This is a genomic window from Bacillus sp. FSL K6-0069 (assembly GCF_038007785.1).
Taxonomy (GTDB): Bacteria; Bacillota; Bacilli; order Bacillales; family Bacillaceae_G; genus Bacillus_A; species Bacillus_A mobilis.
Genome location: NZ_JBBOXN010000004.1, coordinates 1 through 16,537 on the forward strand (window position 1 = coordinate 1; position 16,537 = coordinate 16,537).

At 32.8% G+C, this 16,537-nt stretch carries 16 protein-coding genes; 15 read left to right on the forward strand and 1 reads right to left on the reverse strand.

What is annotated here, in order from left to right; translation table 11 throughout:
* The first annotated feature begins 1,147 nt into the window (after positions 1 to 1,147).
* The 14 genes from MHB74_RS29020 to MHB74_RS29085 all read left to right on the forward strand — a co-directional run bounded on the left by MHB74_RS29020 (position 1,148) and on the right by MHB74_RS29085 (position 14,037).
* Positions 1,148 to 2,530, forward strand: a complete 1,383-nt coding sequence (locus MHB74_RS29020; RefSeq protein WP_000409810.1) for a site-specific integrase — start codon at positions 1,148 to 1,150, stop codon at positions 2,528 to 2,530.
* Positions 2,531 to 2,643: 113 nt separating this feature from the next.
* A complete protein-coding gene (locus MHB74_RS29025; RefSeq protein ID WP_001001713.1) occupies positions 2,644 to 3,402 on the forward strand; it encodes a MerR family transcriptional regulator in 759 nt (252 codons plus the stop codon).
* 401 nt (positions 3,403 to 3,803) lie between these two features.
* Positions 3,804 to 4,355 (forward strand): TetR/AcrR family transcriptional regulator, encoded by a 552-nt coding sequence (locus MHB74_RS29030; protein WP_000028029.1) that lies wholly within the window; start codon positions 3,804 to 3,806, stop codon positions 4,353 to 4,355.
* On the forward strand, positions 4,355 to 4,732 hold the full coding sequence (gene qacH, locus MHB74_RS29035; RefSeq protein ID WP_000121134.1) for a quaternary ammonium compound efflux SMR transporter QacH: 378 nt from the start codon (positions 4,355 to 4,357) through the stop codon (positions 4,730 to 4,732). Before MHB74_RS29030 ends, qacH begins: the two co-directional genes overlap by 1 nt.
* 609 nt (positions 4,733 to 5,341) lie before the next feature.
* The gene (locus MHB74_RS29040; RefSeq protein WP_000570062.1) at positions 5,342 to 5,992 is read left to right on the forward strand and encodes a hypothetical protein; all 651 of its coding nucleotides are present in this window, start codon (positions 5,342 to 5,344) and stop codon (positions 5,990 to 5,992) included.
* 345 nt (positions 5,993 to 6,337) lie between these two features.
* Positions 6,338 to 6,745, forward strand: a complete 408-nt coding sequence (locus tag MHB74_RS29045) for a hypothetical protein (RefSeq protein WP_061680189.1) — start codon at positions 6,338 to 6,340, stop codon at positions 6,743 to 6,745.
* A 218-nt stretch (positions 6,746 to 6,963) separates the two neighbouring features.
* On the forward strand, positions 6,964 to 7,938 hold the full coding sequence (locus MHB74_RS29050; protein ID WP_002019870.1) for a hypothetical protein: 975 nt from the start codon (positions 6,964 to 6,966) through the stop codon (positions 7,936 to 7,938).
* A gap of 118 nt (positions 7,939 to 8,056) precedes the next feature.
* Complete coding sequence (locus MHB74_RS29055; RefSeq protein WP_000289384.1) at positions 8,057 to 8,509, forward strand: hypothetical protein; 453 nt, start codon at positions 8,057 to 8,059, stop codon at positions 8,507 to 8,509.
* A 430-nt stretch (positions 8,510 to 8,939) separates the two neighbouring features.
* The gene (locus MHB74_RS29060) at positions 8,940 to 9,482 is read left to right on the forward strand and encodes a tyrosine-type recombinase/integrase (RefSeq protein ID WP_000840842.1); all 543 of its coding nucleotides are present in this window, start codon (positions 8,940 to 8,942) and stop codon (positions 9,480 to 9,482) included.
* A complete protein-coding gene (locus MHB74_RS29065; RefSeq protein ID WP_000234897.1) occupies positions 9,473 to 9,652 on the forward strand; it encodes a hypothetical protein in 180 nt (59 codons plus the stop codon). The genes MHB74_RS29060 and MHB74_RS29065 overlap by 10 nt, the downstream gene beginning before the upstream one ends.
* Before the next feature lie 3 nt (positions 9,653 to 9,655).
* Positions 9,656 to 9,856, forward strand: coding sequence for a hypothetical protein (locus tag MHB74_RS29070; RefSeq protein WP_000503063.1), 201 nt, complete (start codon positions 9,656 to 9,658; stop codon positions 9,854 to 9,856).
* Positions 9,856 to 10,701: a hypothetical protein gene (locus tag MHB74_RS29075; protein WP_000136744.1), complete on the forward strand. Its 846-nt coding sequence runs from the start codon at positions 9,856 to 9,858 to the stop codon at positions 10,699 to 10,701. Before MHB74_RS29070 ends, MHB74_RS29075 begins: the two co-directional genes overlap by 1 nt.
* Positions 10,702 to 10,736: 35 nt before the next feature.
* Positions 10,737 to 11,420 (forward strand): hypothetical protein, encoded by a 684-nt coding sequence (locus MHB74_RS29080; protein WP_000502155.1) that lies wholly within the window; start codon positions 10,737 to 10,739, stop codon positions 11,418 to 11,420.
* 400 nt (positions 11,421 to 11,820) lie between these two features.
* Positions 11,821 to 14,037, forward strand: a complete 2,217-nt coding sequence (locus MHB74_RS29085) for a hypothetical protein (RefSeq protein WP_000244057.1) — start codon at positions 11,821 to 11,823, stop codon at positions 14,035 to 14,037.
* A gap of 503 nt (positions 14,038 to 14,540) precedes the next feature.
* Here MHB74_RS29085 and MHB74_RS29090 read toward each other — a convergent pair.
* Positions 14,541 to 14,813, reverse strand: coding sequence for a hypothetical protein (locus MHB74_RS29090; protein ID WP_000161117.1), 273 nt, complete (start codon positions 14,811 to 14,813; stop codon positions 14,541 to 14,543).
* Between the two features lie 46 nt (positions 14,814 to 14,859).
* Between MHB74_RS29090 and MHB74_RS29095 the strand changes: the two genes are divergently transcribed.
* Positions 14,860 to 16,149, forward strand: a complete 1,290-nt coding sequence (locus tag MHB74_RS29095) for a hypothetical protein (RefSeq protein ID WP_061680190.1) — start codon at positions 14,860 to 14,862, stop codon at positions 16,147 to 16,149.
* Positions 16,150 to 16,537 lie beyond the last annotated feature (388 nt).

A 16,537-nucleotide genomic window follows, 5' to 3' on the forward strand; every position in this document is an offset into this window, starting at 1 on the left:
AAAATTATAGAAAGGGAAAAAGAAAGGTCGTTAGTTACTTTAGTTTTTGGAGTCGTCCGTCACTTATGAATTTTGGAAAGTAAAACTTGTGTTGCAAAAAAAATAAAAATTGAAATGGAGGAAATGAGATGAAAAATGTCACTTGAATTTAATTGATCACTAGATGAAAGGACACCGTTTGATTGATCACCAAATGAAGGATTAGTGTTATTGATTTAGATTTACTGTCACAAGGCGGTCATATGAAAATATGCAGCGGGTCATTTGCAACTCGTAAGAGTGCCTAAACTCTTGAAAATTCGTGTATCTTATTTTTGCTTTATGGAAAATAAGAACATTCGCAACAACTGAACATGTGTGAACACATATGAACGGTTGGCGTTGGCAATTGGCGCTTCAATTGTGAGATTGCTTTGCATTGTGACAGATGCTATTTCGGGATTTATGGTTGTGGGCGAGTTTTTTCGGTTGTAAGGATTGCGGATTTGTTTTTGCGCACGATATGGATCGTGTGCAAAAACAAGTGCAGCAAGCCGCCAACAACCGAAAAATACGAGTTGCCTTAGTCGAAATTTTTGTTCATGCGACCGCGGTCGCATGAACAAAAATGGAGATGCTCTAGGCGGAATATTTCGGTATTCGTTGCGGCAGCAACGGATACTGAAATATGTAGTTGCATTTGACCTTAGGCGGAATGTTTGTTATTGCGATGGTAATCGCAATAACAAACATGGAGTTGCTCTTGAACTCCCTACGGTTACGACGTCTATTTTTGTTGGATGTGGTTTTCATCCAACAAAAAAATATACGTCTTAACCAGGAGGGGCGTACTTCCACTACTGGTGAGGGTGTTATTCTTGCTTTTTACAGAGCGTTCTTCTCTGTAAAAAGCTTAGAAATAACACTTAATTTTACTTGGTTGATGCGCTCTTGCTCTTTGCATCAAGCTTAGTAAAAAAGGTTTTGGGTTTTGCTTTTGTATTTGAACTTGCATTTGTATTTGATTTTGCAGTTAATCTTTTGAATTTATTTTTTTGCTTTGGAAGTTAAAATGTTTGGGTTTTGCCTTGATTTTTTGTTCGTGAACGGCTAGTGTTCACGAACGTTATTTATATAAAAAATGCTTATATATAAGGGGGTGGGAAGTATGGAGAAAGATAGTAAGAAGGTTTCGCAGACAATAAAGAAAATGGAAGATGCTTTGGATCGGATGCAGCGAGTGAAAGCGAAAATTAGGGAAGAAAAGAAAGCAGAATTAGAAGAGAAAGTTGCAAATGGGGAAATGACAGCGAAAGAGATGCGGAGACAATTGCCGAAAGCATGGAGTGATAGCACCGTTGGGACATATAAAGCAATGATGAAGAGTTTTATTCGTGAAGTGCATCGGGATCATGGGTATTCGGATATGAAAAAAATCGCAGGATGTTTGGATCAACATGTACAAAAACGGCTAGAAAGCTATTATTCTGGCAATATGAAAGAAGCATATAATGTCAAAACATTGATTGCGGCGGTCAAGGGGTTTAATGCAGCCGTTACAACAACAAAAGCGTTCACGAAAGTTCCAGCAAATCGGCAAAATTTCGTTGTGCAAGGCGTGGAATCCATACAAAAAGAGTTAAAAGAGAATAACGTCTTGCGTTATTCATCAGCGAGCAGCGTTATCACGCCAACACGAAAAGAAATTGATTCAGTTCTTTACAATATAAAGAACGATGGACACGGAATGAAGGACGATCCGCACAACATGAGACGGATCGCTTATGTCACGTCAAAACTGCAAGCGGCGTCCGGTGGACGTATTTCAAACACGCTTGGACTAAAGGTTGGACAGGTACGAGAACTGTTGCAGGATGGACAAATAACGTTTCGTAAAGATAAGGGCGGATTAACAAGGGAAGTAATACAAATTCCAATCGATAAAGAATTACGAACGGAATTAACAAAGATGCTTGATGGAAAAGCAGAAAATTCACGTGCATTTGTAGCAAGAAAATCGGATGGAAAGTTTTTGAGCATCAAGGAAACAAGAAAATCCGTGAACAAATTAGTTTCAGATGCAGCGGAGCATTTGAAACGAGAAAAAGTAATCACTGTCAAAGATAAAGACGGAAATAAAAAAGAAGTGACCATTCAAAAAAAATTCAGTACGCATAGTTTCAGAAAAGGATTTGCTTTGGAAAGAACTGTTTCATATTTGGATAAATTCCGATCACATAAAGATGCAGAAGAATATTTACGAGAAAGATCAAAAGAAAATCCGAAGATTTGGCAGAAGTATCAAGAAGTTAAAAAAAGAATTAATAATCCGAGACAACAAAAGGACGGGACGTACAAGGGAAGAAGAACAGCACGAGAATTAACACGTTTGGAACTCGCTTATTTTGCTTGTAGCACTGATCTTGGGCATTTCAGACTAGGAATTGTAGAAAATTTTTATTGTTCGCCACAAGAAGTGACAGAGCATTATCAAAATATGACCGGCGAAGCATATGCAGGATTCCCAGGGCAAACAAAACGAGGTTTGTAGTATAAACATTACAAATAACACTTGCCGTTCGTGAACGGCAAGTGTTATTTGTTGTATTATAAAGGTACAAGAATAATTGATATAGAAATACATAGTAAGAGAGGTGAACGAGTGTGAACGAATTCGGATATTATGCGAAAACGGTCTCGAACGACTTGGAAATTAGCCCAAATACGCTGAGAAGATGGAGTATAGAGTTAGAGAATCGGGGTTATGAATTCGAGCGTACAGAGACAAATAAACGGGTATATTATGAACGTGATTGCAAAGCGTTCAGGGAATTAAAAAAATTATTAGATGCTGGGGTCAGTATGGAAAGTGCTTCGAGAACGGTTGTGAATAGCTTTGGAACAGGCGATAACGAATCGCAAACACCAACCGTTCGTGAACATCAAACGGCTGAAATAGAGCGTTCAACGGTGCAGGATGAAGAGAAATTCAAACTAATGATGCAAGAAGTGATGATGGAAGTTGCAGCAAATACAATTAAACCACTTATGACAGAGTTGCAGGACGTAAAAAGTGAATTGTTAGAGCAACGTGAAGAGAATAAAAGATTGAGTGAAATATTGCAATTACAATTGAGCCAAACAGAAAAAAACGTCTCGGAAAAAAGCGATCAATTGTTGTTAGAATCGGGATTAATCAAGAAACAACTAGAAGATAAAACGTCAGAGAATGAAAAATTAAAGAATCTATTGGAAGAAGTAAAAGAAAAAACAGAACAAATCGAAAAACAGACAGAACAAGAAGAAATTTTAAATAAGATTAACAGAAACATAAAATCATTCGATGATCGTTTGAAAGAAACTGTGGAACAGAAAAAACAGGAACAAAATAAATCATTTTTCCAACGTCTATTTAATAAGTAAATTTGAAAAAACAAAAAAATCGTGAGATCTTTTTTGTTTTTTCAAATTCCAAAAACCCGTTCGTGAGAACGGGTTTTTCTGTCTCTTTAAAACAGTTTCCAGGCTGTCACAAGAGAATTTAAGTAGTGGAATACATCTTATGTATTCTTTATAGGGGTAGAGTCCTGAAAATGCGGATTTACAACGGTAATGTAATTTTCACCCATAAATAAAGCCGATTTTAAGAAATCGACTGTTGAACTAAAGCTCCCTTTACTTTAAGTACATTTCTTCACAATCTTTAGATTAATTTATTGGATTATTTTTATGTGAAAGAGTGATATTAAATAAGAGCTTTAATTCGATTGACAAAAAAACCGTCCAGAAGGTATATTATATGTATCTAAGTTATGGAGGTTATTATGTCTATTTCAAAGCATGCTAATAAGAAAAAAAATATATTGATTGCTGCATCTGAAATTGTAAAAGAAGAAGGAGTTGTCAAACTCACATTAGAGGCAGTCGCCCAAAGAGCTGGCGTGAGTAAAGGTGGATTATTATACCATTTTCCTAGCAAGGAAGCATTAATTAAAGGAATGGTGGAAGATTGGACAAATAATTATTTCGAATGCATTAATACGTTAGTTAATAACGACGATGATAACGCAATAGGAAAATGGAATAGGGCTTATCTTAAATCTACATTTTCCGATTTAGAAAACAATAATCTAAATTCCGCACTAATGGCTGCTATGTTTATTAATCCAGATTTATTAGATGAATTCCGGCAGAGATACGATATTTTGCATACAAAGTTAATAACTGATGGAATTGATCCTGTCAAAATAACAATTACAAGATTATCCATAGATGGTCTTTGGTTTTCAGAAATATTTGGAATGGCACCATTAAATGAAGAACTAAAAACACAAGTTTTTGATGAACTAATAAACATGATTCAGGAGGACGAATAATGTCATATCTATATTTAGCACTTGCAATAGTGGGGGAGATTATTGGCTCTTCCCTATTAAAAGCATCTGAAGGCTTTTCAAAACTCTATCCTACAATAGGGGTAATAATAGCTTTCGTTGGTTGTTTTTTCTTTTTATCCTTGTCGCTAAAAACAATCCCCTTAAACACTGCATATGCATTATGGGCAGGTTTAGGACTTGTTTTGACTACAGTAATTTCAGTTTTAGTTTGGAAGGAAAAACTTAACATGGCTAGCATTGCAGGAATAACACTGATTCTTGTAGGAGTTGTAATATTGAATTTGTTTGGACCAGGACATGGAGAATCTGGTCATGAAGCAAGCGAAACTATTACAATGAATGAGACAATGGAATAACACATAAAAAAGTCCTTCTTAATAAAGAGAAGGACTTTTTAGCTTAATTAAGGGTATTTTTTGAAGTCCTTATTCAACAAACCTGCGTACGTTAGTTTAAGTGTATCACTTCACAATTCCAATAGAGTAGAGTTTATTGAGACATAATGAAATTAGCGTTTTAAATGACTTCTGACTGTCTCATAAGACTTGTATCAAATGCTTACCGTTGTAAATCCGCATTTCCCTGACGCTACCCCTTATAAGAAACGTAGATTGTCTATGTAAAAAGAGTCCCCCACATCGCTTTCCCATAACGATTTTCATATCTGTTTTTATGGTGAAGGACTGTCTCACGAAGCATTACAAAACCTCAAAAAAGAAACCAAACAATAATTATATATTCTCTAATAAGCACATGTGGAATTTGTCTATTTTGTATACCTAAAATTAAAACAAAATAAAAGGGTATACCGATGGTATACCCTTGGTATGCCCTTGGTCTTGGGTTTCCAATCCAAAAATCCAAGGAGCTAATAATTTGGAGACTACATTGTATGAATCATAAGTGATTTTGTTCTTGAAAACTCATTTTTTTGTGGTAAAACATAGAAGGAATGAGGTGAGAACGTGATTGAAATTAATAAAGATACGAATATTTTGATGCGCAAGCCGAAAGATGTAGATGCAATCGAATTTGTTTTTACATATAAAAACACGGATCAAAAGAATGTTGTTTCTGTTCCGGCAGAATATTCAATTCGAGCGATAGATAGGTTGTTAAATTCGCTAATCGAAGGATGTAAGGAGATGAATGAAACAATCTTTCTAAAAGAAGAAGATTTGCATTTACATCTTCCAATGAGAAGAAAAGAACTCGCGTCCTTTTTCATAGATTATTTAAAAGAGAAAAGTCAAAAGCTGTATGGATATGCACTATTCTTACAAAACCAACAATATTGGTCAGTGGAAAATATAATCATAGATGATTTTACTAAAAAAAGAATTCCTAATCCTAAAGTAAATAAGGGAGTTGTGATGTTTAGATTTAAGATAGAAACAAAACTTACAGATTGTTTTCATTTTCTCACAACATATACGAAAATAATGGGATTGAGACATCCTTTTATAAAAGCTAAACAATTCATGGGGACGAAAAATTGGTTTGAATATATTATGTTTGATGCGGCACGATCACAATTAAAAAATAAAAATGTGATAAAACAATTGGATGAATTCATCCGTACAGATAAAACACTTCGATTACGGTTGATATTTTAAAAGATGCGAAAGCGTCTTTTTTTAATTGTTACAACAAAAAAATTGATTTCCAATCCGTATAGTTCATATAAAACAAATCATACTGAAGCACGAAATCGAATGCTTTAAAAAGTTTACAATCCATACAGTTCATATAAAATGAGGTGTTACGTTTTGAGAAAAGGATTTACTCTGCTATTTACAATCCGTGTTGTTGCAAATGCTTCTTATATCATTAAGTCTTAGTATATACATAAATAGAATTCAATATTCATATCTTAATTTTCATAAAAAGAATAAAGGCATTGTTCTTTCCTTTACAAAATCATCTTTTTTGGTAGAAGAGAAGGGGAAAGAGGTGAAAATATGGGGGAACATATGGATTTAAATGAGATAGCAAAAAAATTGAATATGAAGCAAGCTAATCTGTCTCTGTACGGAAAGGATTTGGAGCAAGCAGGACATGTATTTCGAAAAGGAATGAATGGTAAAAAGGCATACACGGAAACTGAATTTCGAATGATTCAAAAGATGCGAGGATTAATGATCCGAGGGAGAAGAAGAAGCGAAGCGGCGATAGAAGTTGTGAAAGAATGGCAAGGATCGAAAGAGCCGACCGAACATATAGAAGAAAAAGAACAAAAAAATCGAGATTTGCAGCAAGAAATCTTAGAAGAATTAAAAGAAATCAAAAAAATGATGAACGAAATGTACATAAATCAACAGAAAAAAGGCTTTATCAATCTAACTTTTTGTAAAAAGACGAAAAAATGATTCGTCTTTTTTATTTGAAAAGTATACATAAAAACATTTCGACAAAATTCGGTATACCAGTGGTATACCGTTGATAATACTGGGGTATACTTAAAATAAATATTTGAAAAAGTGTTGAAAACGGTATACCAAAAAGGAGGATTTTGTGCAATAATAAAGTATAGATAATATAAGGGTTACGAAAAAGAACGGCTTTTAAAAAATAGGAGGGATTTATAATGAGTGAAAAAGTACAAATCAAGGGAAATTCAGAAGATGTTGCAGAATTACAGGGGCTTATTAAAGCTTCGGGGAAAACAGGGAAAGAGATTTTGCCATTTCTTATTGATTATATGAAGAAAGAGTTTGTGGAAGATGGCGTAGATGAATTGGGATTTGCCAATGATATTGAAGAAATTAATCAACATACGGTTCGAATTTATACGCTTTTGAATAACATGGTAGAGCGTTCGAAAAACGTTTTGAATAACAAAACGGTTGCTTTGAAAGAAGAAAATGCAAAACTGACAGAGGAATTAAAAACAGAACGTGAAGCAGCAGCGCAACAAAAAGAAGAGTTAGAAGCGGAAATGAAAGAACAAAAAGAAGAACTTGATGCAAAAGCGAAAGAACAACAAGAAGAAATCAAGAAATTGAAAGAGCAGCTGAAAGAAGAAAAAACAGAATCGAAAAAAGTGAAAGATAAATTAGAAGAAAGAACAAAGAGTTTAGATATGTATCGTGAACTCGTTGATATTAAAGACAAAGAAAACGAAAAACTAAAAAATGCGGTCGAAAAGAACGAAAAATCAGTAGAAGAAAACAAAGAATTAAAGAAAGAAAAAGAACAACTGACGAAACAAACAATCGAACAAACGAAAGAGATCGAAAAGTTAAAAGAGGATTCGAAAAAAGATATTGAAATGACGGAACTTCGCTTGAAAAATGAACATATGCAATTAGTAAATGAATTGAATCAAAAACATATCGAACAAATCAATCAAATTCGAAATGAACAAACGAACGAAAAAACAGAAGAAAAACAAGAGCAAAAGCCAGCTGAAGAAGAGAAAGAAGAACCTGTGAAAGAGAAAGAAGAAAAAACAACAACGGCAGCAGTAAAAGAAGATAAGAAAAAAGCGCCTACTGGAACGGGAAATAAAAAGGATCGAAATCAAAAACCTGTGCAAAAAGAAGAATCAAAAACCGAATAAAAAGTATACATGAATCGATAAGTATTTAACGTAGTATACCATTGATATACCAATGGTATACACGTTGTATACTTAGAATCTTTATTGTGTAAAAAGTATACAATAATGGAGTGTTGTTATGTATGTGAAAACGTATCAACCGTGTGATGTATTTGCTTTTTGGCGGAAAATTCAAAGTGGAACTCCCATTGAATATGATTTTAAATATATAACAATAGAAAAACGTGGAATGCTTCAATTTATGATTTATATACATCGAACGAAATTTTATAGACCGCGAGGAAATAAGGTAGAAGAATTTTATGAGCATTTTATTCATAACAAGGGAAGTAGATTTGATTCGTTTTTTGTTCTATTAAATAATGAAAAACAAATTGAATCTCGTTTGCATCAAAATGAAGTAACTGGAGATATTTTCGAAACGATTGATTGTATGTATTCTACAATTCCAGTCACGCATGATTCAAATTTAATTATTGAAAAGATAAAGCATCTTGAAGATCATGAAGATTACGAAACTTGGGTCAAGAAATTGAAAGTGCAGCGGTTGAAAATGCTATTCGATGAATGAAGAAAATGCAATGAAATCTTGAAAAACGTTGATATAACAACATTTATCTGAAGTATACTAAAAAAATGATAATGAATTTTGATATACCTTAGTATTTTCAATGGTATACCTTCGGTATACCTAATATATTCGATGTATAAAAAGTATACTTTTCGAATAAATATAAAAGCATTTATTTTTTCAAAATCGAAAAAATAGCGTAAAATCGGGCAAAATCAAAACTCTGACGTATCTTCTTCTTTCATCGTTCAGAAAAGGTTGTTTTTCTTCCAAAGCAAAAAATGTTTTTGTTTTATTTTTTTAGATATGTAGGCTACAAAAAATAATTTATGTAGCTTGCAAAATATTGTTAAAATAAAGAAGGACTTTTTATTTTTTACGTGTATAACATTTATGTAGCCAAAAAGCTACAAAAAGGGGGCGTTTTAGCATGGCAGAAAGAAACATTTGTGAGCCAATCAGAGATATGCAAAAAGTAAAAGAAATGCTTGAGGTTTTAGCGAGCAGGGAAAACGGATTTAGGGATTCTCTACTATTTGAATTGGGCTTATCGACAGCCCTTCGAATATCGGACATTCTTTCTCTTAGAAAATCCGATATTACAAATGGGATCGTAAGGATTAAGACGAAAAAGACGGGAAAATATAAAATCTTGGCTTTGAACGATTCTTGTCGTAGGAAGGTTGAGGCGTACACGGAATACATGCAAGATGATCAATTATTGTTTCCTATTAAACGCCAATGGGTGCATAAGCAAATGAAGTGGGCGGCTGATATGATTGGATTAGACAAAAGATTTGTATCAACTCACGTGATGCGCAAAACGGCAGCATACCATTTTTATCAAAAAACACGGGACATCGTGAAAACACAAGAATTCTTGGGGCATCGAAGCAGCAGCGAAACAAGAAAGTATCTTATGATCAGCGATGAAGAAGTAAACAAAGACCTGGTGAACATTTCGTGGTCATAAAAAAACAAATTGATGCAGCTATGAAAGGAGCGAAAGCTTCTTTAGAAGTAGAAAACATTACCATCATGAAAACTCATGACAAACTTGTTTCTAAATGTTTAAATAACGAAATTACAGAAGAACAATTTTTAGAAGAAGTTCGAAAACATCTTTCTTTAAAGGAGAAATGAAAAATGGGTGATGTAATTCGTTTTCCAACATTAAAGAATCTTACAGTAGAAGAATTGGAGCAATTCGAGTATTACAAGACAAAAATGAATGCTGCGGAGACATTTGCCGAAATGAATTATTACTATTTCAAAGCAAAAAAGGTCGTAGAAGAATCGAACGAACGAAAAACAAATAAAACAAATAAAACAAAGGGGTGTTTGTAATGACTGAAAAGAAAAGAAGAATCACTTTGAATTTGGAAGAACGAGAATGGGAAGCATTAGAGCGAATCGCAGAACGAAATGATGAAAGAATTGGAGAATTGATTGAAGGTTTAATTCGTATGGATTTGGACATTCCGGACGACTTGTTAACAGAAGAAGAAAAACGTGACAAAATTTCTTATACAATGTATTTCGAAGGTGGACACCCAGATAAATTAATGATTGAGCTTGAAGCATTTAGTCATTGTGACGATGAAGAAAATTATTATGAAAAAGCTACGAGATATTTCAATCGTGATGAGAAAAAGTTCGAAATTGAAGATGATGAAACACAGTTCGCCCGTTATCATTTTCGTGAATTGTTTTCATTTTTCGGAGAAGAAATATGTACATTCTCAGATTCGTTGAAAGTAGGGCAAATGGTTGAGAATGGTGTTTTGAAAGAGGATGAATACCGTCCGAACATAACAAAAGAGCAAGTTGATCGGTTATTAGAACAATGTATCCATCTGCATGTAGAAACAGGTGAAGACTTAGATCCACGCTTCTTTTTCTTAAATACAAACAAATTAGAGCGAGAGTTTTCGAGTTTAAAAGGAATTAGGATCTATTGTTTCGTGAGAGACGAAAGTGTTTCAAAACTTTCTACGAGCAAACCGTTAACATTAGAAGATATGTATATTGAATTGGCTTATGATGTTAAAGAAATTATTGGGTATTACGAAATTGAAGAAGGGAAAGAAGTATATCCTTACTTTAAAAAGCGATTTGAAGAAGAATTGATTCCTCAAATGCTAGAAACAAGGGAATTTAAAATATATAGCATGTCGAAAATGTTTGGTTGAAAATTAAGTTCTTTTTATAGAAAAGGGGTGATGGGATGGGGGATGAACCTATTTGTAAATTTCATTTGTCTTATGCCTATGGTTGTGAAAATCAATTGTTACTAGAGGTTACTTATTGGGATGAAATACAAAATGATGCGATCACGGCTGAGATTGAGTACAAAATAGAGGAACAATACTTCGATTACTCGGATTTTTATTTACCTAAATATGTATGTAAACAAATAAGAAACAATGAATCAAAATTATTAGAAGTCGCTCAACAATTAGAAGTAGGGCAAAAATTTGTTGATGGTTTGATAATGGAAGATGAAGATTTTCCATTCATAGAACAGGAAAAAATAGATTCGTTATTTGAACAATGTAAATACATACATTGTGACTGTGATCATGCATTCATATATTTTAGCTTTGCTGCAACGAATCAAATAGATGATGAATTATGGGTAGAGGGATTAAAGAATCCAATCATATCAATAGATGTTTCATTGTGGTGGAAAGATATGTTTGAACAAAATAAATGTAATAGCGAAAAGATGACGATAGAAATTGATTTAGACGGACAAAAATTCATAGGTGGAATATACTCTCACATGCCAGAGCAAAAATACAAAGCATATTTTGATTCTAAAGTAGAAGAGGCATTTCCTAGAATGATCAAAGCTTATGAGAATTATAAAAATAGAAGTAGATTTCAGAAGCTATTTAAAGGGGAATGAACACTACTTTCATAGATTTGATTATAAACCGCTAGGACAAGCGAGTCATGACCGCACTTCGTGCATTCCTATGCTTTTCCAATCGCTTTATAATCAAACTATTCATTACGTTTTTCATTGTCATAACTAACGTTGGATCGACAGGAAAAGTGAAAAAAATCTAGCAAAAATTGATTATTTGTGTAAAAGTAATAGTAGAGAAAAAGAAAAAAGCCCCCTAGTGTTGGAAGCACTTTGTGGGAGCCTTAGAGAAAAATATTATTTTAGAGAAAATTAACTTTTTAAATGAAATTTCCTACTTTTATTTTTATATATTTAAGTAGGAAAGTCAAGAAAAAGTACGGACGAAGAAAGATAAATTTCTTTTTCTCTCTTTATATAAAAGAGAGGTGATTGGTGTATGGTTTTACAAGAAAACATTGTAAAAAAACGTAAAAATCAAGTGATAAAGTGGTCATTTGATAAGAAAGAAATTCAAGAAAATACGAATCTATTAGTCAATTTTTTAACAAGAATAGGATTTTCGAAAGAACAAAAAATTGAGATGTTTTTCATCCATGATGTTACGAATTGGATCGCAGCAGGAACGAAAAGTGTTGCGGAAATCGAAGAAGAAACAATTGCGAATTTGAATATGTACGTAAAGATAAAGGGGAAACCCGCATTAAAATATTTTAAAACAGAAAATGAAGATGGAGTTGCACCATTTTTCGCAATTCATCGTAAAAGAAAAGGCGTAGTGAATCCATTAGTACAAGTTGTCGATTGGGACAAAGGGAAAGAAACTCGTCAATTCAAAACAATAGAAGAAGCAGAAGTGCAACGGGATAAATGGTCTCAAGAAATCGGGACTGAATTTAAACGTATCACCATTACAGAGAATAAAGATAAAGAAGGAAATATAGTAAGGTATACGGTCAAAGCGTTTCGAACAAATGAAAGAATAAAAGAATTGAAAGCTGATTTTCTTAAACAGTTCAAAAAAGAATTAGAAACGGCTTTAATTGTAGAAACGAAAAACGGTTTTCATATTTATTTTGTCATCAGAAACGGGATAAAAAGTCGTTACAAAGAGATACAAGAAGCATTGATTCGTAAATTTGGTTCTGATCCAGTGGTCACTGATATGGCTCGCATTCTTCGTTTGCCTTATTTCTATCATTTGAAAGAAACAGAAGATCCCTTCTTTGTACAAGTAATCAATTGGGGTAAACAAAACAGTAATGGGGAATGGATTACATATACACAAGACGAGTTAATCAATCATCTTGAATTAAATGTTTCAGAGAAACATATCGAGATGCATCAAATGTTATTGCCGAACGATGAACCAAAAACAATGAAGAAGACAACACCATTAAAATTAAAAGAAGAATTTGATGTGACTTTATCAAAAGAAACAATGTCTTTCGTTGAATTTGTAGAAGAAATCAAAGAAAAATCATTCAGTGATTTCTTTGAAAATGAAGAATTCGAAAACATGGAACATACATTTTGTTGTCATTTTCATAATGATGTCAATCCATCAGCGACTTTATATGAAATGAGAGACGGGAAAAAGATGTATTTTTGTTACTCTAGTAACTGTGCAAAACAATATAGAAGTGTGATTGATGTTGCGATGGAAACACTTTCGACACCAGAACAACACGTAACATTCTCACAAACTGTTGATTTTCTAGCTCAAAAACTGGGTGTAACATTAGATATGGATGCATATCAGAAAGAAAAGTATCAAGAATTAACGTTAAATACAAAGTGGATCAAAAGTAATTTAGAGTGTTTTACAGAAAAATTGTCTCCTTATCCGAATTTGTATTCATATATAACAAGACCAATCAAAAAAATATTAAAAGAAATGATAATGTATGTGTTGGGAACGCCTATAAATAAGAACTGGTCGTATGAAAACAAACCAATTTTCTTTGTGTCATATGACTACATTGCTAGAGAATTCGAAATGTCACGAACATCAGCCGTAAGGTATATAAATTTGTTGGCACTATTAGGTTTTGTAAAGAAATTGCATTACTCTGATGTCCCTGAAACATTATACAAACGCTTTGAAAAAGATAAACAAGCTATCAATTATTATTGCCTTCCAATGTTTGAAGACGTAGCGAATGAAGCGGAAGAGATGGTAAAAACCATTAAAAAAATCAAGTTCAAAAAATCACAAGTTGATTTTGAATATATTGCCGCATCTTTCGGTTTGGAAAAGGCAAGGGAAGTATTTCCGAACGATCAAATCAAAACAGACAAGCCAATTGTTTCAATAACCAAAAGAAAAGTTCGTAAAAAAGTAGAAGATGCAATGACTTATATGGAAGAATACGCAAAACAAATGATAAGAAAAAACAAATATATCAAAGAAGAAAACCTAAAAGCGAAAACGAAAAAAGAACAATTCAATGTGTATTCGAAAGAAAAAGAAGCAATTGTTAAGCGAAATTTGTTCGACAATGAATTAGATGCAATCTATGAGAATTTCAAAGTTTCTTTTGAAAATGAAGGATATTCACGAGTTAGATTATCAAAAAAAGTTGCGAAAGCGATTGGATTGAAGCAATCTGAAAAGCGTGGAGAACAAATTTACATTTGGATTAAAAAAGAATAAAATGCCTTTGAAGAAAAACGCCACTATCCTTAGAGCCATATGGGATTAGGGGTGTTTTTTAGTATCGATTAAAACATGTACTGATAAGGAATAGATTTTTGACAAGTCTTTAGTTATCAGTCCACCTTTTAATCGATACCAAAAAAGAGCCTTGAACCTTAGAGCCATATAGCTTTATGTCAAAATTCTTCAGAGGCATTTTCGCATAAAAAAAAGGGTCTCATCAACTTTCCCATTAAAAGAAAACAATATATGATTCTAACAAAAAGAATTGAAATGTCTTTTTATTTCAATTCAACCTGGTGTGGGCGGTTCAGCATCCACGGTTTTATCTTTTTCTTTTAAAGTTTTTGTGTTTATTGTCGTTGTTTTTATTAGATTTACCTCTCAAAAACAATGTAATGTACAACTTTCTAATGTATTAGGGGATTACATATATTTTATGGATCGATCCTTTTACATAGGTACTTCCTTTCACCGGGGGAAGTACCTTTTTACATTGCTTAGGAAAGAGAAAGGACTTTTTTTAAACCATTTTTGAATTTCTCTTTGAGTTCATCATCTAATATATATTTTGTTTTTGCTTTCATTTGATAGAAGGGCTTTATGCTCCATTCATCTCCCCATATGTCAATGCATACGAGAAAGCGTTCGTTTGGATGCTCTTGTACACGAAATTCGAGATTATAGGAATGATAATCTTCATTATGATAGTTATAGTTATCTATAATTGTTATCTTTGTAAAATCAACATTATGAAAATCAATTTTTGTCATTGCTTATTCTCCTTTTTTATGTATATTGCCCGTGAGGGGTGATACTATGCAGTTTGTAACAGAGGAAGAAATACAATCGCTAGAATTAGAAACTTTGATTTCAAGAATGTTAGATACATTTGTAAAAAAAGAATTTGAGTTGGAATTTGTTGATGTACCTTCACATTTTAGATTTAAAGAAATCATGGGGATTGAAGATGTAAAAGAATTCATCAAGTTTGATGTACCAAATGCAATTTATACATTTCCGTCTCTTGATGAACGGGAATTGATGAATGTAGCAACATTTAAAGAGAAAAAAATTTTGCCGCCAAAAGGCTTTTTTTGGGTTTTGAAAACAGAAAAAGAAGAAAAGATGTTTGGGATCGTGGATGTAATGTTTACAATCAATAAAGTTTCGATTAAAGCAAATGATGAACGATATGAACAAATGAATGTTGTGTTTCGTGATGAAAAGAATTTTTATTTTGATTATGAGAAGAAAGAGTATGTTCAAGTTAATAAAAAACAATTAACGAATGAAAATACACAAGAATATTTGCGCAGAATTGAATTGAAAGATAAATGTTTTGAGAGACTTGGAGAAGAAAATGATCGCTATTTAGAAATTTTATTGAATTCTTCGGAACATTTAGTTGATAGAACTACTTTATACACGGTGGAGGGATTCCATACATATTTTCAAGATTATTTGGCGGTTTATGAAAGTATAAAAGGATATCTTGCTTTGAAAATATTATTTAATCAAACGGATGTGGTGAATTATAGCCGTATTAAGACGTATTTTAAGGATTTAAATACAAATGTATCTGAAAGGATTGGGGAACTCGTAGAATTGAAAGCGAAAGGGGTTACAGGTGATTTGAGGGAAGATGTTATGAAACCGTATCTTTCATATTATGATTCTTTTACAAAAGCAAGAAAGAAAATCAGAAATATGTTTCGATATCGAGATGAAAACGTGATGAAAACCAAACGAGCACAAGATCCCAAAAAGACGACCGACGGATTTTATGAATGGGACGATACACGAATGTATGCGAACTTGATGCAAATTGAAAATGATTATTCATACAAAAATGAAGCAGGAACGAAAGAGCAGCGAGAAAAAGCCGTTAAAGAATTACATGAAAATATGCTCAAGCGTGTAAAAGCAGTTCAATCAGAAAAACAAACAAGCAAGTATGATGTGCTAACAGAAGAACAAAAAGCAGAATTAAGTAAAAGGACAGGTCGGGATAAAAAACATTTATTGTATCAATACATTCAAGAATTGGTACATCAAAATAAAATCGATCCACTCGAAAAAGTATTGTATTTAGAACAATACATGTAGAATACTAGAATACCTGTGAGAAGCCTCAGAATCGATTTTAAGAGCCGTTAGGCTCTTTTTGAATGCTATCATTCAGAACTGAAAATAAAATAGGCTTTTTTCGTCCATTTTCAATTTTCTGTGTTATAAAGTAAGTAACAAATTATACACATTACAAAAATCAATGCTGAACGGATACAAGTCTCGTTTGGTTTTTTTGCGTTTGAAACGTAAGAATGCAAAAAGCAGCAATAAAAAAGAAAAATATATGGAAAGTTTTGATGGGAAGAACGACAAAATTTATTTTTGATGTTCTAAAAATGAATGAAAAATCTACACTAGGAATGCTTAATTATTTTTCAGCTTTGCAAAATTGAAGAATGGAACTTTATAAGATTTACATTTTAAA